At 65.2% G+C, this 19,834-nt stretch carries 16 protein-coding genes; 11 read left to right on the top strand and 5 right to left on the bottom strand.

From position 1 onward, the window contains the following. Positions 1-2: 2 nt before the first annotated feature. Both OK349_RS14670 and OK349_RS14665 read right to left on the bottom strand, forming a co-directional pair. Positions 3-407, bottom strand: a complete 405-nt coding sequence (locus tag OK349_RS14670; protein WP_265118659.1) for a type II toxin-antitoxin system VapC family toxin — start codon at positions 405-407, stop codon at positions 3-5. Further along, the gene (locus OK349_RS14665; protein WP_265118658.1) at positions 407-640 is read right to left on the bottom strand and encodes an antitoxin; all 234 of its coding nucleotides are present in this window, start codon (positions 638-640) and stop codon (positions 407-409) included. Before OK349_RS14665 ends, OK349_RS14670 begins: the two co-directional genes overlap by 1 nt. A 189-nt stretch (positions 641-829) precedes the next feature. Here OK349_RS14665 and OK349_RS14660 point away from each other — a divergent pair, with 189 nt between their 5' ends. Together OK349_RS14660 and secA are read left to right on the top strand one after the other, a co-directional pair. Further along, complete coding sequence (locus tag OK349_RS14660) at positions 830-1,093, top strand: hypothetical protein (RefSeq protein ID WP_265118657.1); 264 nt, start codon at positions 830-832, stop codon at positions 1,091-1,093. 100 nt (positions 1,094-1,193) lie between these two features. After that, positions 1,194-3,932 (top strand): preprotein translocase subunit SecA, encoded by a 2,739-nt coding sequence (gene secA, locus OK349_RS14655; protein ID WP_265118656.1) that lies wholly within the window; start codon positions 1,194-1,196, stop codon positions 3,930-3,932. Between the two features lie 206 nt (positions 3,933-4,138). Here the strand turns inward: secA and OK349_RS14650 are convergent, their stop codons facing one another. Beyond that, complete coding sequence (locus OK349_RS14650; RefSeq protein ID WP_265118655.1) at positions 4,139-4,726, bottom strand: CC0125/CC1285 family lipoprotein; 588 nt, start codon at positions 4,724-4,726, stop codon at positions 4,139-4,141. A gap of 185 nt (positions 4,727-4,911) precedes the next feature. On the opposite strand from OK349_RS14650, the gene OK349_RS14645 reads away from it, so the two are divergent. Then, positions 4,912-5,292 (top strand): hypothetical protein, encoded by a 381-nt coding sequence (locus OK349_RS14645; protein ID WP_265118654.1) that lies wholly within the window; start codon positions 4,912-4,914, stop codon positions 5,290-5,292. Between the two features lie 272 nt (positions 5,293-5,564). Here OK349_RS14645 and OK349_RS14640 read toward each other — a convergent pair whose 3' ends face one another. Both OK349_RS14640 and OK349_RS14635 read right to left on the bottom strand, forming a co-directional pair. After that, entirely contained in the window at positions 5,565-6,509 is a 945-nt protein-coding gene (locus OK349_RS14640; RefSeq protein WP_372340575.1) for an MBL fold metallo-hydrolase, read from the bottom strand. An 84-nt stretch (positions 6,510-6,593) separates the two neighbouring features. Next, positions 6,594-8,999, bottom strand: a complete 2,406-nt coding sequence (locus OK349_RS14635) for a TonB-dependent receptor (protein WP_265118653.1) — start codon at positions 8,997-8,999, stop codon at positions 6,594-6,596. A 783-nt stretch (positions 9,000-9,782) separates the two neighbouring features. Here OK349_RS14635 and OK349_RS14630 point away from each other — a divergent pair. The 8 genes from OK349_RS14630 to atzF are packed head-to-tail and all read left to right on the top strand — an operon-like array spanning position 9,783 to position 19,833. Next, the gene (locus OK349_RS14630; protein ID WP_265118652.1) at positions 9,783-10,865 is read left to right on the top strand and encodes a putative urea ABC transporter substrate-binding protein; all 1,083 of its coding nucleotides are present in this window, start codon (positions 9,783-9,785) and stop codon (positions 10,863-10,865) included. A gap of 38 nt (positions 10,866-10,903) precedes the next feature. Then, positions 10,904-11,719, top strand: a complete 816-nt coding sequence (locus OK349_RS14625; RefSeq protein ID WP_265118651.1) for an ABC transporter permease — start codon at positions 10,904-10,906, stop codon at positions 11,717-11,719. After that, a complete protein-coding gene (locus OK349_RS14620) occupies positions 11,716-12,531 on the top strand; it encodes an ABC transporter ATP-binding protein (RefSeq protein WP_265118650.1) in 816 nt (271 codons plus the stop codon). The genes OK349_RS14625 and OK349_RS14620 overlap by 4 nt, the downstream gene beginning before the upstream one ends. Then, complete coding sequence (locus tag OK349_RS14615; RefSeq protein WP_265118649.1) at positions 12,524-13,000, top strand: CopG family ribbon-helix-helix protein; 477 nt, start codon at positions 12,524-12,526, stop codon at positions 12,998-13,000. Before OK349_RS14620 ends, OK349_RS14615 begins: the two co-directional genes overlap by 8 nt. Then, positions 12,997-13,821: an urea amidolyase associated protein UAAP1 gene (locus OK349_RS14610; protein ID WP_265118648.1), complete on the top strand. Its 825-nt coding sequence runs from the start codon at positions 12,997-12,999 to the stop codon at positions 13,819-13,821. Before OK349_RS14615 ends, OK349_RS14610 begins: the two co-directional genes overlap by 4 nt. 17 nt (positions 13,822-13,838) lie before the next feature. Then, on the top strand, positions 13,839-14,474 hold the full coding sequence (locus tag OK349_RS14605; protein ID WP_265118647.1) for an urea amidolyase associated protein UAAP2: 636 nt from the start codon (positions 13,839-13,841) through the stop codon (positions 14,472-14,474). Then, positions 14,471-18,067 carry an urea carboxylase gene (gene uca, locus OK349_RS14600; RefSeq protein ID WP_265118646.1) on the top strand — a complete coding sequence of 1,199 codons (3,597 nt, stop codon included), beginning with the start codon at positions 14,471-14,473 and terminating at the stop codon, positions 18,065-18,067. Before OK349_RS14605 ends, uca begins: the two co-directional genes overlap by 4 nt. Then, a complete protein-coding gene (gene atzF / locus OK349_RS14595; RefSeq protein ID WP_265118645.1) occupies positions 18,064-19,833 on the top strand; it encodes an allophanate hydrolase in 1,770 nt (589 codons plus the stop codon). Before uca ends, atzF begins: the two co-directional genes overlap by 4 nt. The last annotated feature ends 1 nt before the right edge of the window (position 19,834 follow it).

Raw genomic sequence — 19,834 nt, 5'->3', positions numbered from 1 at the left:
CCTCAATCCGGACGCAGCCAGTTTTCGCAAGCGAGGCCATCGATCCGGGAAAATTCGCGCATATTGTCTGTGACGATCGTGCATTCGAGCGACATGGCGTGCGCAGCGATCAGCATGTCATTGGCGCCGATCGGCGTGCCGGCAGCCTCGAGCCGCGCGCGCAAATCGCCGTAGAGTTCGTCGGCCGGCGCATCGAGCGGCAGCACGTCGAGCCGATCCAGCACCAGCGCCATTTGCTTTGTAAGGCGCGCCGATCCGAGCTTCGCCGCTCCAAATCGCAACTCGGCCGCAACGACGACGCTTGTGCAGACTAACGCCTCCCCGACATCGGTGATCCGCCTCGTAACCCCTCCCTGGGGGTTACGAATAAGGTCCGAAACGATGTTGGTGTCGAGCAGGTAGCGCATCAGATATCGACCGGCTCAGCCGGCAGATCGTCGATCGGTGCGAAATCCTCTTCGACCGGTTCCAACTCCGCCAGCAGCGCAAGGAGCGATTTGGGCGGTGCCGCCTCGATGATGAGCTTCCCGCCCTCCTTGCGCATTACGGCGTCCGTTCCCGGCAGTTCGAACTCTCGGGGGATGCGCACAGCCTGGCTGCGTCCGTTGCGGAACAATCTCACATGGCGTTCGGCATTCATCGCGGTGCTCCTTGCATATGACATGGCATATGCCAAAGCTGCCGCTTTGTCCACGCGCGTATCTTGGCTTGTCGCTGAGGCGTCACCCTCTCTTTAGGACTTGGAGGAAGCCGACTCCCGCCCTATGTCCGCACCGTCCGCCGTTCAGCGGTGGGCAACATGGGGATGTTACAGGCTAGAATCGTGCAATTGCTGCTGTTTCTTTCCGCGCTGCTGGCGGGTCTGACGGGTGCCTTCACCGGCGACCGCGACCTGCGCGCGGCGCAGCGACAGAGCGAGACGGCGATCACCCGTGCCGCCGAGACGGTGGCCGAGACGGTCGCCGCCACCACGGCCGCCCGCAGCATCGTCCCCGCCGCGTCGCCGCAGCGTCCCGTTGCGGCGGCCTTCGCCATCCATGCCGCGCCGGTGCTCCGCCCGGCGCGCCTGTCGAGCGAACGCCGGTTCGAATAGCCGCGCCGCCGCCCCGCCCGGGGCGGCCTCCTTCGCTTCAGACGAATTGCGCTCGCCTGGCGGGCGCGCATCCCGCAATTTCACAAGACTGGAATCCATCATGTTCGGCGGTTTGGCCAAATCCCTGTTCGGCTCGTCCAACGACCGTTACGTCAAAGGCCTCGGGGTCATCGTGCAGAAGATCAACGCGTTCGAGCCGGCGCTCGAAGCGCTTTCGGACGAGGAGCTTGCGGCGCAGACCGTGAAGTTCCGCGCGCGGCTCGCCGAGGGCGAGAAGCTTGATTCGATCCTGCCCGAAGCCTTCGCCACAGTGCGCGAGGCGTCGCGCCGCGTGCTCGGCATGCGCCATTTCGACGTGCAGATGATCGGCGGCATCGTGCTCCATCGCGGCGAGATCGCCGAGATGCGCACCGGCGAGGGCAAGACGCTGGTGGCGACGCTCGCGGTCTATCTGAACGCGCTGCCGGGCGAGGGCGTCCACGTCATCACCGTCAACGACTATCTCGCCCGCCGCGACGCCGAGTGGATGGGGCAGATCTACAAGTTCCTCGGGCTCACCGTCGGCGTGATCGTGCCCAACCTCGCCGATCACCAGCGCCGCGAGGCCTATGGCGCCGACATCACCTACGGCACCAACAACGAGTTCGGCTTCGACTATCTGCGCGACAACATGAAGTACGACCGCGCGTCGATGGTGCAGCGTCCCTTCAAGATGGCGATCGTCGACGAGGTCGACTCGGTGCTGATCGACGAGGCGCGCACGCCGCTGATCATCTCCGGCCCGACCGACGACAAGTCCGAGCTCTACATCAGCGTCGACGCGATCGTGAAGCAGCTCGACGAGAGCCTGTACGAGAAGGACGAGAAGCAGAAGAGCGTCATCCTGACCGAGGACGGCACCGAAACCGTCGAGCGCATGCTCGAATCGGCGGGGCTGCTCCAGGGCGACAATCTCTACGATTTCGAGAATACGCAGGTGGTGCACCACCTCAACCAGGCGCTGCAGGCCAACGTGATGCGCAAGCGCGACATCGACTATATCGTCAAGGACGACAAGGTCATCATCATCGACGAGTTCACCGGCCGCATGATGGACGGCCGGCGCTGGTCGGACGGCCTGCACCAGGCAGTCGAGGCCAAGGAAGGCGTCAACATCGAGCCCGAGAACCAGACGCTCGCCTCGATCACCTTCCAGAACTATTTCCGCATGTATCCCAAGCTCTCAGGGATGACCGGCACCGCCGCGACCGAGGCGCCCGAATTCTTCGACATCTACAAGATGAACGTGGTGAGCATCCCCACCAACGTGCCGGTGCAGCGGATCGACCAGGACGACGAGTTCTACAAGACGCAGCAGGACAAGTTCATCGCCATCGCGCGGACGATCAAGGAACATGCGGCCAAGGGTCAGCCGGTGCTGGTCGGCACGGTCTCGATCGAGAAGTCGGAGCTGCTCTCGGACTATCTCGCCAAGGAGGGCGTCGACCACTCGGTGCTCAACGCGCGCCAGCACGAGAACGAGGCGCATATCGTGGCGCAGGCGGGCCGGCTCGGCGCGGTGACGATCGCCACCAACATGGCGGGCCGCGGCACCGACATCCAGCTCGGCGGCAATGTCGAGTTCCGCATCAATGACGAGCTCAAGGACATGGCGGAGGGTCCCGAGCGCGACGCTGCGGTCCAGCAGATCAAGGACGAGGTCGCCGCCGAAAAGGCCAAGGTACTCGAAGCCGGCGGCCTGTTCGTGCTCGGCACCGAGCGTCACGAGAGCCGCCGCATCGACAACCAGCTGCGCGGCCGTTCGGGCCGCCAGGGCGACCCCGGCCTGTCGCGCTTCTATTTGAGCCTCGACGACGACCTGCTGCGCATCTTCGGCCCCGACACTTTGTTCGCCAAGATGATGCGCAACAACATCGCCGACGGCGAGGCGATCGGCAGCAAGTGGCTGACCAAGGCGATCGAGACCGCGCAGAAGAAGGTCGAGGCGCGCAACTACGATATCCGCAAGCAGGTCGTCGAATATGACGACGTCATGAACGACCAGCGCAAGGTGGTGTACGAGCAGCGCGCCGACATCATGGACGCCGAAACGGTCGGCGACGTGGTCGAGGACATGCGCGCCGAGACGGTCAACGACATCGTCGGCCAGGCCTGCCCGCCCGAGACCTATCCCGAGCAATGGGACATCGAGGGCCTTAAGGAGAATGTCCAGAAAACGCTCGGTGTCGAGGCGCCGATCGAGCAATGGATCGCCGAGCAGGACGGCATCGAGCCCGAGGATGTCGAGAACAAGGTCCGCGAGCTCGCCGACGCCAAGGTCAAGGCCAAGTCCGACGATCTCGATCCCGAGACCTGGATGCAGATCGAGAAATCGATCCTGCTGCAGAATCTCGACCATCACTGGAAGGAGCATCTCGGGCTGCTCGACGCACTGCGCCAGGTCGTCCACTTGCGTGCTTATGCGCAGAAGACGCCGATCAACGAATACAAGCAGGAAGCCTTCGCGATGTTCGAGCGCATGCTTGCCAACATCCGCGAGGATGTGACGCGCACGCTGGCCTGGGCCGAGTTCCAGTTCCAGCCGCCGCCCGAGCTTCCCGAGCTGCCCGACTTCCTGACCACGCACATCGATCCGCTGACCGGCATCGACAATAGCGGCGACTGGGATGCGGGCGCGGCGGGGCTGATCTCGAACGAGCTGCCGGCGATGCAGATCCCGCGTCCCGACGGCGAGGCGCTGGGCGACGATCCCGCGCAATGGGCCGGCCGGGTGAGTCGCAATGCGCCGTGCCCGTGCGGTTCAGGCCGCAAGTACAAGCACTGCCACGGGGCGCTGTAGGGGCGCATCTCGTACCCCACACTCCGTCACCCTGAACTTGTTTCAGGGTCCATCTTTCCACAGGCGACTGAGCCGCTGGTTGCACGATGGATGCCGAAACAAGTTCAGCATGACGGAAGAAGGGATGAAGTGGCGCTCGCCACCACAGCCAAAAGAAAGGGCCATCCGGTTTCCCGGACGGCCCTTTTTCTTGGCCTAGGCCGATCTCAGCGCGGGCGCGGCGGCTGCGCGATCGACGGGCCGAGATTGTCGAGCACCTCGCGCGCGCTGAACGCGCGGACATTGTCGGGCTTGCGGCCGCGACCGACGACGATCTCGGCGCTCGCCTCGTAGCGGTCGACCGTGCGCACATCGATGTCGCGGTCCCAGAAGGGATCGCCGTAGAAGGGGCTCCAGCCCCGCCAGCCCCAGCGCGGGCTGTAATAGCGCCACGACGGGCCCCAATAGCCCCATGGGCCCGAATGGAACGGACGGTCGATATAGGTCCGCGTCTTCTTCTCGGTGTCGCGGTCGGCGAGGGTGAAATAGTCGTAGCCGCGCTCGACCGTCAGCTGCGCGGCGCGATAGAGCAGGTAGCGCTCGACCGTCTCGCGCGAGGTGAGGCTGTTGCCGGCGAAGGTGACACGGAAGCGGTCGCTCTCGATCTGCTCGTCCCAATAGCCGGTGCGGTAGGAACCGCTGCCGGTGGCGGGCTGATAGGGCGTGGGCGTCGCGCAGGACGCGAGCACGGATGCCGACGCGAGGGCGAAGGCAAGCGCCGCGGCCCGCGAACGGCGGGACTGGCTGGTGCGCATGGAATTCCTCCTAATCATTTGCGGCGACTCGTGCCGATATGTGGTTGTAACGAACAGCATAACGCAAATGTCCATTGCCTGAACGGAATGATGCGCTCGCACCCGTAAAGGGGATATGCGCCGCACGGGAATTGTGAGTGGGCGCGGCGTGCTGTACGACACGACGCACATCCGGAGACTTGGCCATGCTGCGCATCCCCTCGCTCATGCTGATCCTGGTTTCGCTGACTGCGGGAGCCGCCCCGCAGCTCGCCATGAACCTGTCGTTCAAGTCGCTTTTGCTCGCGACGCAATCGAAGTGTCCGGCCTCAAAGGTGCACCGCGCAACGCCGGCCGCGTTGCTCGCTGCCGAGGAAAGCTTCCGCAATCAGCTCCCCCATACCCATCAGGATTTGCTGCGGCGCGTGATACCACGCGCCGCGGATGGGACGCCGCAGCAATGTGTGGGCCGGGGTCGCGCCGGCAATTGCCGCGCGAATGCGGAGCTCGACGCCATCCGGAAGGCTGGCTTGATGCAGGAATTCGCGAAGGCGGTCTGCGCGCGCGGCTCGGCGCCCTGGCGATAGGCGCGCGGTAGGAAAGACGCTGGCTCCCCTTCGTGGAAGATATTAATTCGCCTATACTGTTCGGATACGCTGCAGGACATTCTAAGCTTTCGTAAATGGAGCTGCAGCATGCGAAGTAGGCGACACCCAATCGGTTAAAGGCCCGCTGGCACATCGTTGCCAACGTCCTCGCTAGTGTCGGCAGCGGGTGGGATGCCGTCAGGGTGACGCGAACCACTCTCCACTAGCCAGCCAAAATAGCTGCCCGTCGGCTGAAGGCGACTGTCTCGGCATCAATCCTCACGCGCGGCAACCGGGTAGATGATGAAGTGGTCGTGGATCCGGGGCTGATCGGGAACATCGAGCGGAGCCTTGAGGCCAGCCTGTAGTTCGAGGATTGTATCGGACGGCAGTTCGAGGCGATGCTCGTCGGGATGCGTCGCCGCCTCGTGGCGATAATCGCGTCCGGGCGCGCGCGTCATCTCGATATGTGCGCCGAGCACCGCACGGATGGGATGTCCGGCGGCAAACTTCGCGAGGCGATCGATGCTGGCGCGGTTGTCCGGCAGGAAGTTTACCGGCACATAGAGCCGGCCGGGATAGAGCGTGTCTCCTGACAGCAGGATCTCCAGTCGGGGATCATAGAACATGACGGCGGCTTTCTGGTGCCCAGGTGTCGGAATAACGCTGAGGACGCGGCCGCCGAGATCGAACGGAACGATCTCGTCGGGCCACTTCGCGGCGCCGAAGAACGCCGCAACCTCCGCAGGCTTCAACCCGACGAGCGTCGTGTTCGGGCGGTTCCGAAACGCGCCGTCGCCGGCGACATGGTCGCCGTGGCTGTGGCTGTGTGCGACAACCAGCGGGATCTGGTTGCGCCGGTTCGCGGTAAGCCAATCATCGATCAGCTTGTCGACCACTGGTCTGATCTGGCCGCCTTCCGCGCCGGTATCCACCAAGAGCACCTTGTCACGCCCGAAGACCAGGTAGAGGAACGGTGCTTCAAAGTTGGTCTTGACCGATTGCCGGATGACGAAGGTGTCGGCGTCGAGCGCCTGCACCTGGGTTGCCGGCTCATCGGCGCTCGTGCCGTCGATCCACTTCTCCGCAAACAGCTCCGGGAGTGGCGCGCGCTCTGCGGCGGCCGCGATGCCCGCGAACAGGAGCATGGCACCGAGGCCAACTGCCGTTCCGGCCAAGACGCGCGCACCCGATACCATGTCGTTCTTGCCCCTCATCTGCGCCAGGCCGGCTGCGACACCCCGATCTCTGTGGATCGAGGCGCCATCCTTCCCGGATAGCGCCCCGACTGTTTCGTCAGATCAGTATTTGAACCGCGCTTCGATGCCGAAGGTCCGCGGGTTGATGACCGTTTGCTTGTAATAACGCAGCACCACGCCATCGTTGAGACCGACGCGCGAGCGATCATTGGCGACGGAGGCCACGGCATATTTGTCGAAGATGTTGTTCGCAAACAGGCCAAGGCTGTACCGCTCGGTTTCATAGACCAGCGACGCGCGGTGCAGCACATAGCCGGGAAGCTTGTCGCCGAAGGCTCGGTCCCAGCCGAGCCGCGTCACGACATCCCCGCGATAGGTGGCCGTCCAGTCGGCGACGAGGTCGCCATCCTTGAATGGCATGGTGTAAGCCGCGCCCAGACTTCCGCTATGCTTGGCCGAGCCGGGAAGGCGGTCGCCGGCCAGCGCGTCGAGCTGGATCGGACTGCTCGGATACGTGCCCGCAGGACTGTTGACGGCGATGATCGCCGGCACGTCCTCGGTCAGCTTGGCATCGGTGTAAGAATAGGTGCCCTGGATCGACAGGCCCGGGATGGGCCGGAGCTGGAACGATCCTTCGAAGCCCTCCGACTTTGCCTTTCCGCCGTTCACCGTGATGCCGACGATACCGTTCAGCGTCGCGGAATCGACCTGAATGCCGTCCCATTTGATCTGGAAGACGTTGAAGTTGAAGCTGAGCTTGCGATCGAAAAGCTGGGCGCGAATGCCGATCTCGGCGTTCCTGGTGGTGTCCGGACCGAACTGGATTTCGTTCGGCAGCGCGCATACGTTTTGCTGGGTAGGATCCAGCGGCAGCACGCAGGGCGCGACGGTGTTCGGGCCGCCGATGCGATAGCCCTTGCTGTACGTCGCATAGACCATGATGTCGGGCGTGACGTCATAGGAGCTGTTGAACTTCCACACCCAGCCGCTCTTCTCTGAGGTGCCGCCCGCGGCGTCCAGATCATAGGGGCTGACTGGCTCGCCGAGCAGCGGAAGCGTCGAGCGGCCCGCGACTTCCGAGGTGTAGCCGAAATAGCGCGCGCCCGCGGTAACCTGCCATTCCGGCGTCACCCTGAACGTGCCTTCGCCGAACACCGCCTTCTCGGTGACCTTCGACCTCACGAATGATGCATATTCGACCTCGTCGGGGTTGGGCTGGGTTCCGGACGGTACCCATGGGTGGTTCGGCACGATCTCCCGGTAATCCTGCTGCCGTTTCTGCTCGTTGTAGAAGCCGCCGATTACCCAGCTGAACGGACCGCCGTGACGCGAGACGAAGCGGATTTCCTGGTTGAATTGCTCGCGGGTATTCTGGCTCTCGTTGTAGCTCGAGAAGGCCGGAAACGTCTCGTAGCCATAGTCGAGATCGAGCAGCAGATCGGTGTTGTCGCTCTGCTGCCTGTTCCTCACATGGGTATAGGCGGTGGTCGCGACGAGGTCGGCGATACCTGCGATGTTCGCGTTGATTTCCACGCTGGCAAGGTGTGCGCGACGCGACACCGGCTCGATATAGCGGCCGGCGCTTTCATATCTGCTCGTCCCGAGCACGCCGTTGCTGTTGTACTGGCCGCCATCGGTCCTGGTCTGCTGGTATGCGTAGGTGAAGTTGACCTTCAGGTCCTCGTTCAGCTGGACGAGCAGTTGGTTGCGCGTGGTGATGGTTTCCTCGAAGTTGAGATCCTTGCGGCGAGTCAGGTTCGCGGCATAGCCCGCAGGTGTAACGCTGACGGGGCCGTTCGGCTGCGGCAGCGACACGCCGGGCACCTGAAGCAGCAGCGGATAGTCGATGAAGCCGGGATCATAGAAATAGCCCGTGGCCGAGCGGAAGGCGATATGGTCCTTCACGATCGGGATATTGATGACACCATCCACCTGACGGCCGAAATTGGCGCTATGGTCCTTGGCGTAGAGGCGGCCGTGCACCTCGGCTTCGAACGCATCGGTGTTGGGGCGGTTCGGGATATTGCGGATCGCGCCGGCCAGCGTGCCAAGGCCGTAAAGCGTGCCCTGCGGCCCTAGCAGCGTTTCGACTCGCGCGAGGTCGAGCAGCTTGAAGTCATAATAGAGCGGCACTTCGCCGAGATAGACGCCGAGCGCATCGTCATAGCTTGCGCCGCTCGCATCCGTGTCCGAGGCGTTCAGACCGCGAAGCACGATGGTTCCGGTCGAGCCGGGTCCCGTGTCCGAAATGGTCATGCCGGGCGTGAAGTCGGCGAGATCGCGCACGTCGTCGATACGCTGCCTGGCGAGCTGTTCCGCACCGACCGCGCTGATGTTGATCGGCACGTCCTGGAGCGAGGTCTCGCGGCGGGTGGCGGTCACCACGATCTCGCCGGAATCGCCGCCCGCGACTGGCTCGTCTGGCGCGGTATCCTGCGCCCAGACCGGGGTGGCCCCAACGCCCATCAACATGGTCGCGCCGAGCAATGTGTTGCGAAACATTTTCATAGTCACTCCGACCCCCCTTTTCGGTTTGGCCCGTCGTCAGTGACATCCTGCTCCCTTGGCGCTCTGGCTATGCCGGCACCTTGCAGCCGGTTCGCGGCTGGATCGTTCCTCGCATCTCGTGGTCCACGCCGCTGTTCACAGCGGGCTTGCAGCTGCGACACAACGCTGCGCTGGTCGCTTCTCGAACATTCCGAAGGCCTGGCGGAAATGCGAAAACGTCTGCGAAGCGAACGCGGACGGCGGCCGATGGCACATCGTCCCAAGGAACTGCTTCGCTGGCCAGCTTTCGATTCACGAACCCTCACTTGTGAGCCGGCGATTGCCCGGCGATTCCACCTTTCCGTTCGGTCGCTTCATCGAGCGATAGGGCATTACGGTATGGATATTACTTAGCTCGTCAAGCGTAATAATTTTGCACTTGCTCAGTATGACGCGAAAACTGTGTGCAGCGCACAAAATGGGGGTTTTCGGAGAAAATGAGTTCGCCCCTTTGATGCGGCGTAATAAATGTGGCGCAGGCTATGACGCGATCGAATCGAGACGCGTTATGAAAATCCCGAATCGTGACAATCGCTTCGCGTCCGCAACGCGCATTGGGCGGTTATTTGGTGGCGCCCGGCGAACGAGCTGTCCGAACGCGCAAGGAGCGATCCCGTTTTGCCAAGCGGGCCGGCCCGCCCGATCGCATGCCACGCCGTATTACATTTTATTGCACTGGTAATATTTTTCGATGGACAAGGACGCGGGTTGTGGCGATGCTGCGCTGCGAAAGGGGATCGACTCATGATCAAGCTTGTTCGCAAGGTAGGCAAGGTTGCGCTGATCGCCGGAGCGCTCATGCTCGCATCCTGTTCGCAGGCGCCGGATCCCCAGACGACGCAGCGTAAGACGTTCAGCATCGGCTGGTCGATCTACGCCGGCTGGATGCCTTGGCCCTATGCCCAGCAGGCCGGGATCGTGAAGAAATGGGGCGACAAATACGGCATCAAGATCGACGTCGTGCAAGTGAACGACTATGTTGAATCGATCAACCAGTACACTGCGGGCAAGTTCGACGGTGTGACGGTCACCAACATGGACGCCCTGACCATCCCCGCTGCGGGCGGCAAGGACACCAGCGCGATCATCGTCGGGGACTATTCGAACGGCAATGACGGCATCCTGCTCAAGGGCGCGGACACGCTGGCCGCGATCAAGGGACGCCAAGTCTATCTGGTCGAGCTCTCCGTCTCCCACTATCTGCTCGCGCGTGGGCTGGAGACCGCCGGCTTGAAGTCCACCGACGTCAAGACCGTGAATACCTCCGACGCGGACATCGTCGGCGCGTTCAGCAGCCCCTCCGCCACTGCGGCCGTCGCCTGGAACCCGCAGCTTTCGGTGATGAAAGGACAGGCGGGCGCCAAGGAGGTCTTCAGCTCCGCCAAAATCCCGGGGGAGATCCTCGACCTCATGGTGGTCGATACCGCCACGCTCAAAGCCAATCCCGACCTCGGCAAGGCGCTGGCCGGCATCTGGTACGAGACGTTGGCGCTCATGCAGCGCCAGGACGCGACGGGCAAGGCGGCACGCGCCGCAATGGCCAAGCTGGCCGGCACCACGCCGGAGGACTTCGACAAGCAGTTGAAGACCACCTTCCTCTATGCCGATCCCAAGGCCGCTCTTGCCGCGACCTCGGCGCCGGCACTGGTGAAGACCATGACGCTGGTGCGCGATTTCAGCTTTTCCAAGGGACTGTTCAAGGGTGCGTCATCAGCCGACGCCGTCGGAATCGCTTTTCCGGGCGGCAAGACGCTCGGCGATCCACGGCGCGTCACGTTCCGGTTCGACGAGAGCTTCATGAAGCTCGCGGCCGACGGGAAGCTTTGAGCGCGTCTTTTCCGGCTCTCGCAAGGTGAGGTAACGATATGCGTTGGGTGAACCGTTCAGTTCGCCGGAGCGACCATATCATTCTGGGTTCGCTGCCGATCCTGTTGCTGGTGCTGCTCTACCTGTTCGTGGCGGCGCAGCGACACGCCGCCAATCCGATGGACAAGATCCTGCCGCTCCCCGCGGGCATGGCCGAGAGCATGGCCGCGCTGCTGTTCCAGCCGGACCAGCTGACCGGACAGCTCGTCTTCTGGGCGGACACGCTGGCGAGCCTCCAACGGCTGGGTCTGGGCCTTGGCATCGCGACTCTCTCGGCGCTGCTGATCGGGCTCGTGCTCGGCGTCCTGCCGCCGGTGCGCGCGACCTTCGGTCCGCTGGTCACCGCCATCGCGGTCATCCCGCCGATCGCACTGCTACCCATCCTGTTCATCGCGCTGGGACTGGGGGAGACCGCGAAGGTCGCGCTCATCGTCATCGGCATCGCTCCGGTCATGGTGCGCGACATCGCCGCCCATGTCGCGGATCTGCCACGGGAGCAGATCGTCAAGGCGCAGACGCTGGGCGCCAGCTCGTGGCAGATCATGATCCGCGTCGCGCTGCCGCAGGCGATGCCGCGGCTCATCCATGCGGTGCGCCTCTCGCTCGGCCCGGCCTGGGTGTTCCTCATCTCGGCCGAGGCGATCGCGTCGGACGTCGGCCTCGGCTACCGGATCTTCCTCGTCCGGCGCTATCTCTCGATGGACGTGATCATCCCCTATGTCGCGTGGATCGCCGTGCTGGCGATCGTGATGGACGTGGCACTCGTCTTCCTGAGCCGGCGGCTGTTTCCCTGGGCGCATGGAGCCAGCCATTGAGCGCGCGACCCAACACCCTTCTGAGCCTGCAGGACATCTGGGTCGAATATGGCGACAAGATCGTCCTCGAGAAGCTGAGCCTCGATATCGAGGCCGGCTCCTTCGTCTCGATCATCGGTCCCTCGGGCGCGGGAAAGAGCAGCCTGCTGCGCATCGTCCTCGGCCAGGAAATGCCGACCCGCGGGACCCTGCTCCTCGACGGGACTCCGCTGACGCCGGAATGCGGTCCCGATCGCGGCGTCGTGTTCCAGCGCTATTCGGTGTTTCCGCACCTGTCGGCCTTGCGCAACACGATGTTCGGGCTCGAATGCGAACAGGCGCCGTTCACCGCGCGGCTGCTCGGCAGCGCACGACGGGCGGCCAGGGATGAAGCGATCGAGATGCTGAACGCGGTTGGCCTGGGCGACAGCGTGGGCCTCTACCCCGCGCAGATGTCGGGCGGCATGCAGCAGCGGCTGGCGATCGCCCAGGCGCTGATCAAGCGACCGCGCATCCTGCTGCTCGACGAGCCTTTCGGCGCGCTCGATCCCGGCATCCGCGCCGACATGCATGCGCTGATCACGCGGCTGTGGCGCGACTATGCGCTGACGATCATCATGGTGACCCACGACATCCGGGAAGCCTTCACCCTCGGCACGCGGGTGCTCGCGCTCGACAAGCGCAGGCACGACCCGCACGCCCCCCACCGTTTCGGCGCAACCGTGGTCTACGACCTGCCCTTGCGCAACCGAACCGATCGCATGACCGCGGAGGGCCTCATCGTCGCGGTCGAAGGTCAGCGTAGCAACGAGGAGAGGATTGAACATGGCTAGCGAAACCGCGAGCCTGGCCAGGCTCAGCATGAGCCTGCCAGGGGAGTTGTTCCGGCAGCTCGACATCATGGTGGAGGAACGCGGCCTGCCGTCGCGCTCGCAGCTCATCGCCGAACTGATCCGCCACGCGCTTGCCGAGCATGAGGCCTTCACGCGGCCCGACGAGATGCTCGCCGGCACGATCACGCTCGTCTATCGCGGCGATCGGGGCCGCGTGCGGCATCAGCTCGCCCAGACGCAGGCCGACTATCTCAAGGAGGTCATTTCCTCCCAGCATGTCTTCCTGGAGGACGATCAGTCGCTCGAGGTGTTGCTGGTGCAGGGTCCGGCCTTACTGCTGAAGGAGCTGTGCGACGCGCTTCGCCGGGTCCGCGGCGTGCAGCAGCTCCAGCTTGTCACGACCACCGCCTTGCTGCCGCCGCTGTACGAGCCGGAAGCCGGCGACCGTCCCAAGGAAAGCGTTGCATGACCCAGATTCTCGCAAATCCATCGGCTGCACGCGACCATGCGCGCGGCATGGCGGGCACCGTGGTCGAAGCGATGCCGGTGCTGCCACCGGTCGCGGACGACCTCCCCGCTGGGGTGCCGGGGGACGATCTGCTGTGGGAAGAAACCATCGCGGCGGGCGGCTACGCCACGCGACGGCTGATGCGCGGCGCGCGGTTGCGGCTGATCGACCTCAAGGGCGACGCCTGCGCCTCCCTCCTGATCTTCAACGCCGAGATGCCGACCGAACGGCTCAATGTCGCCGATACCGTCAAGGTGCAGTGGAACGCCTATCTCGGCGCAGGCAAGCTGCTGCTGTCGGACATGGGCCGCGTGCTGATGAGCTTTCTCGAGGACGGCGCGGGCACGCACGACAGTTTCTGCGGAACGTCCAACGTCGCGACCAACGCCGCCAAATATGGCAATGGCGCCAACAGCGGCCCTTATCCCAATGGGCGCGACCGCTTCCTGCTCGGCGCCGCCAAGCACGGGCTGCAGCGCCGCGATGTTCATCCGTGCATGACGCTGTTCAAGGGCACGAAGATCACGCCCGACGGCACGATCGTGCTGCAGGTCGGGCCGTTCGCGCCGGGCCGGAGCGTCGTGCTACGCGCCGAGATGGACGTGATCGTGGTGCTCGCGAACTGCCCGCACGTCCTCGATCCGCGTGAGGCGTGGACGGTGACGCCGCTGCGCGCGACCGCCTGGCGCGGCCCCGTCACGCCCGAGGATGATCCCATCCGCAATGCGACACCCGAAGGCCTGCGCGCCTTCGAGAATGTCGAAGACTATTTCCGCCGGTGAATAAGGAACAGGCCCGCATGAGCGTCGATCCGCATCTCTCCGGTCTGTCCGGTACCATCGTCCACGACGAGATCGTGCCAGCGCGCGCGCCGTGGCTCCACCACATCGCCGCCGGCCAGACGCTTCGCATCGTCGATCTGGAAGGCAATCAGGCCGTCGATTTCCTTCTGTACGCCGCCGCCGACGATGCCGAGCGCTACAGCGCCCAGGACACCGTCGCGGCGCAGGGCAATTTGTTCCTGCGCCAGGGAACGGTGCTGCGATCGAACGAGGGGCGGCCGATGATGACCATCACCGCCACCGCGGTCGACTATCACGACACCATCGGCGGCGCTTGCTCGTGCGAGTCGAACACGCTTCGCTACGGCCACCACACCAAGGCCGAGCATGCCTGCGTCGAGAATTTCCTGGAGGCGAACCTTCGCGAAGGACGGGGCAAGCGTGACATCGTTTCCAACATCAACTTCTTCATGAACGTGCCGGTGGAGGAAGACGGCTCGCTCGGCATCGTCGATGGGATCTCCGCGCCCGGGCTCACCGTGGACCTGCGCGCCGAGATGGATGTCATCGTCGTCGTCTCCAACTGCCCGCAGGTCAACAATCCCTGCAACGGCTTCAACCCCACGCCAGTGCGGATGATCGTGACCGCATGAGCTTCGATACCGTCCTGATTGCGAACCGGGGGGCGATCGCCACCCGGATCATCCGCACCCTGCGGCGCATGGGCCTGCGCTCCGTCGCGGTCTATTCGGAAGCGGACGAGAGCTCGCTTCATGTTTCCGAGGCGGACGAGGCTGTGTGCATCGGCCCGGCGCCGGCCTCGGAAAGCTATCTCAACGTCGATGCGATTCTGGCGGCGGCACGCAAGACTGGGGCCGGGGCCATCCACCCGGGCTACGGCTTCCTCGCCGAGAATGTAGACTTCGCGGAGGCTTGCGCGGCAGCGGGGATCGTCTTCATCGGCCCCACCCCGGACAACATCCGCACCTTCGGCCTCAAGCACAGCGCGCGTGCGCTAGCCGCCGCTCACGACGTCCCGCTGGCGCCGGGCACGGACCTGCTGACCGACGAAGGCGAAGCCGTGCGCGCCGCGTGCGCCATCGGTTTCCCGGTGATCCTGAAGGCGACGGCCGGCGGCGGCGGCATCGGCATGCGCGTCTGCGAAGACGAGGCCGCGGTGCGCGAGGGTTTCGCCGCCGTCGCCCGGCAGGGCCTGGGCAGTTTCGGCGACGCCGGCGTCTTTCTCGAACGCTATATCCGGCGCGCCCGGCATATCGAGGTGCAGCTGTTCGGCGATGGTGCGGGCCGGGTCATGGCGCTGGCGGAACGCGACTGCTCGCTGCAGCGGCGCAATCAGAAAGTGGTCGAGGAAGCGCCGGCGCCGCTGCTGCCCGACATGGTTCGCCGCGATCTCATCGCGGCCTCTGTCCGGCTCGGCCAGGCTGCGAACTATCGGTCCGCCGGCACGGTCGAGTTTCTCTACGACGCCGAGCGGCAAGAATTCTTCTTCCTCGAGATGAATACGCGTCTCCAGGTCGAGCACGGCGTCACCGAGGAGATCATGGGGATCGACCTCGTCGAATGGATGGTGCGCGGCGGGGCCGGTGATTTCGGCTTCCTCGATGCCGAAATGCCCCGTCCGTCCGGCCATTCGATCCAGGTACGGCTGTATGCCGAGGACCCGGCACTCGACTATCGGCCGACCTCGGGCACGCTGACCGCGGTCGATTTTCCCGCCGACATTCGCGCGGAGACATGGTGCATGGCGGGCACCGCGGTCAGCGCGTGGTACGATCCGATGCTGGCCAAGCTGATCGTGCATGCGCCGACCCGTGAGGAAGCCGTTGCCGCGATGCAGACGGCGCTCGCGCAAAGCCGGGTGGACGGCATCGAGACGAACCTGCGCTGGCTGCGCGAGGTGGTCCAGTCTGAAGCGTTCGTCCGCGGCGAGGTATCGACCCGGGTGCTCGACGCCATCACCTACCAGCCGGACAGCATCCGGGTAATCAGCGGCGGCACGGCGACGACCGTGCAGGACTGGCCCGGGCGGCAGAAGCTGTGGGCCGTGGGGGTGCCGCCGTCCGGTCCGATGGACGATCAGTCGTTCCGTCTCGGCAACCGGCTGCTCGGCAACCCCGAGGGGACGGCGGGCCTGGAAGTCACCATCACGGGGCCGACGCTCATGTTCGCGGCGCCGACACGCATCTGCCTGACGGGCGCCGATTTCGACGCGACCCTCGACGGCGCCCCGGTCCGGCGCGGTGAGGCGGTCGAGGTTCGGGCCGGCCAGACACTCACGCTGGGCCGCGCCTCTGGGGGTGGCCTGCGGGGCTATATCCTGGTTGCCGGCGGGTTCGACATCGCGCCCTATCTCGGCAGCCGCAGCACGTTCGAGCTCGGCCAGTTCGGTGGCCACGCCGCGCGCCGGCTGCTCGCCGGCGATACGCTGCACCTGGCCGGCGCGGCGGTAGAGGCGGCCTTGCCCGCGATCGCCCTGCCGGACTTCTCGACCGAATGGACCCTGCGGGTTCTCTACGGGCCGCACGGCGCCCCCGATTTCTTCACCGGCGAGGACATCGACACGATCGTCAGCGCCGAATGGCAGGTCCATTATAACAGCAATCGCACCGGCGTGCGCCTGATCGGCCCCAAGCCGCACTGGGCACGGGCGGACGGCGGTGAGGCGGGCCTGCACCCCTCCAACATCCACGACAATCCCTATGCTATCGGCGCGGTCGATTTCACCGGCGACATGCCGATCATCCTCGGCCCCGACGGCCCCTCGCTCGGCGGCTTCGTCTGCCCCTTCGTGGTTATTGCCGCCGATCGCTGGAAGGTCGGGCAGCTCGCGCCGGGCGACAAGCTTCGCTTCGTGCCAGTCAACGTCACCGATGCGGCCACCGCGGACGCCCTGCAGCGCAGACTGATCGCGACCGGTATCGTGCCCGGATCGAGTCCGGCGCGGCCCATCTCGACCCTCTCGCCGATCCTAGCCGAGTTGGAGGAACGGCCGGGCCGTCCCCGAACCTGCTATCGCCAGCAGGGCGACCGCAACATCCTGGTCGAATACGGGCCGATCGTGCTGGACATCGAGCTGCGCATCCGGGTGCACGCGCTGATGACCGAGCTGGAGCGGCTCGCCTTGCCCGGCATCATCGACATCGTCCCCGGAATCCGTTCGCTCCAGCTCCATTTCGATGGTGAAGCGATGAGCCAGCGCGGCGCGCTTGCTGCGCTGATCGCCGCCGAGGAGCGGCTGGGCGACCTTGAGGATTTCGCCATCCCCTCGCGCATCGTCCACCTTCCGCTGAGCTGGCGCGACCCGGCGACGATCGAGACGATCGAGAAATATATGGGGGCCGTGCGCGCCGACGCCCCCTGGTGTCCGGACAACATTGAATTCATCCGAAAGATCAACGGCTTGCCCGATGTCGCCGCGGTGGAAGGCTTGATCTTCGAGGCCAATTATCTCGTCCTTGGTCTCGGCGACGTCTATCTTGGCGCGCCCGTGGCGACGCCGGTCGATCCCCGGCACCGCCTGGTCACCACCAAATACAACCCCGCGCGAACCTGGACTCCGCCCAACGTCGTCGGCATCGGCGGCGCCTATATGTGCATCTACGGCATGGAGGGGCCGGGCGGCTACCAGCTGTTCGGCCGGACCATCCAGGTGTGGAACACCCACCGCCAGACCGAAGCCTTCACCGAGGGCAAGCCGTGGCTGCTGCGCTTCTTCGATCAGATCCGCTTCTACCCGGTGAGCGCCGATGAACTGGCCGAGTGGCGCCGGGATTTCCCGAGCGGGCGGCGCGCGATCCGCATCGAGGAGTCCGAATTCCGCCTGGCGGACTATCGCGCGTTCCTGGCCGACAATGCCGAATCCATCGGCGCGTTCGAGACGCGGCGGCAGGCCGCATTCCAGGAGGAACGCGACGAGTGGCAGCGGCGCGGCGAGTTCGACCGCGTCACCGACCTCACCGAGACCGGACCGGCGGAACCTGCCGCGGTCGACGTGCCCGAAGGCGCTGATCTGGTCGAGGCGCCCTTCGGCGGCAGCGTCTGGAAGCTGCTCGTCGCAGTCGGCGACGAGGTGCAGGCCGGCGAGACGATCGCAATCATCGAAGCCATGAAGATGGAATGTCGTGTGGACAGTCCGGGCGCGGGAACCGTCGCTGCGCTCTACACGCAGGAGCGGCAGTCGCTGCAACCCGGCTCGCCGCTGCTGGCGCTGACGAGGCGCGCATGACGGTGCTGAACCGCCGTTCCGCGGCCGAGATCGCCGCCGCCGTCGCTGCCGGACGGACCAGCGCCGTCGCGGTGATCGAGGAGACGCTCGCTCGCCTCGCCGCCTATGATGCCGTGGAGCCGCAGATCTGGATCAGCCGGGCCACCCCGGAGAACCTCGTCGCGGCGGCCCGAGCCGTCGATGCCCGTGTGGCCGCGGGTCAAGCCCTACCGCTGGCGGGCGTGCCGTTCGCGGTGAAGGACAATATCGACGTCGCGGGGTTCGAGACCACCGCCGCTTGCCCCGCCTTCGCCTATCGGCCAGCGGCATCGGCCGCGGTCGTCGAACGGCTGCTGGCAGCCGGAGCGATCTGCGTCGGTAAAACCAATCTCGACCAGTTCGCCACGGGGCTCAACGGCACGCGCAGCCCCTATGGCAGCCCGCGCAACGCCTATAACATGGCTTATGTCAGCGGCGGCTCGAGTTCAGGCTCGTCGGTCGCCGTGGCGGCGGGACTGGTCGCCTTCGCGCTGGGCACCGACACCGCCGGCTCGGGCCGCGTTCCGGCCGCCTTCCAGCACCTGATCGGGTTCAAGCCCAGCAAGGGGCGGTGGAGCAATCGCGGTCTCGTGCCGGCGTGCCGCACGCTCGACTGCATCACCGTGTTCGTCGACGATACGGCCGACGCGCGGCTTGTCGATCGGGCGGTGGCGGGCTTCGATCCGGCGGATCCCTATTCCAGGCCGCTCGCCGACATCCCGCGCAATCGGCAGACCCTCGGGGTGCCACGCCGCGATCAGCGCGTCTGGTTCGGCGACCTCGAATCCGAATATCTCTACGATCGGGCGATCAGCACGCTCGCCCAGATCGCCACGATCGTCGAGATCGATCTAGCCCCGCTGCAGGAAGCGGCGCAGCTTCTCTACGGCGGCCCCTGGGTTGCCGAGCGAGCCGCCGCCATGGCGGGCATCCTTGCCGGCGATCCCGATGCCGTGGATGCGACGGTGCGTCAGGTGGTCGAACCGGGCCTGTCGATAAGCGCCGTCGAGCTGTTCAATGGCATCTATCGTCTCGCCGAACTCAAGCGCCATGCGGACATGCTGTGGGCAGATATCGACATGCTGGCCTTCCCCACCACCGGCACGGCCTATCGCGTCGCCGAGCTGTTGGCCGCGCCCATCGGGCTCAACAGCAATCTCGGCTTCTACACCAATTTCGTGAACCTGCTGGACATGGCGGCGGTCGCCATTCCCGCCGGCATCCGCTCGAACGCCACCGGCTTCGGCATCACCCTGATCGGCCCGGCCGATACCGACGCCGCCCTGCTCGACGCGACGGACGCGTATCTCTCGGCCGCCGATCTTCCTTCCCCACCCCCGCTTGATCTGGAGGGCAGAATGCAGACCGTGAAACTCGCCGTTGTCGGCGCCCATCTCAAGGACATGCCGCTTCACTGGCAGCTCACCTCGCGCGATGCCAGGTTCGTCGGCGCGTTCGAGACCGCGCCCAGCTACCGGCTCTACGCCATGGCGGACAGCGTGCCGCCCAAGCCCGCGCTCGTGCATAGCACGGATGGCGGCGCGATCGCGGTCGAGGTCTATGAGTTGGGCGTCGCCGAATTCGGCAGCTTTGTCGTGGAGGTTCCTCCGCCGCTGGCGATCGGCACGGTCACGCTGGCCGACGGCAGCAGCGTCAAGGGCTTCGTCGCCGAGCCGCGCGCGCTGACCGGCGCCGAAGACATCACCAGCCTCGGCGGATGGCGCGCCTTCATCGCACGGAAGGACTGAT

The organism is Sphingomonas sp. BT-65 (assembly GCF_026107375.2).
Classification (GTDB): Bacteria; Pseudomonadota; Alphaproteobacteria; order Sphingomonadales; family Sphingomonadaceae; genus Sphingomonas.
This window is presented reverse-complemented; position numbering and strand designations above follow the sequence as displayed.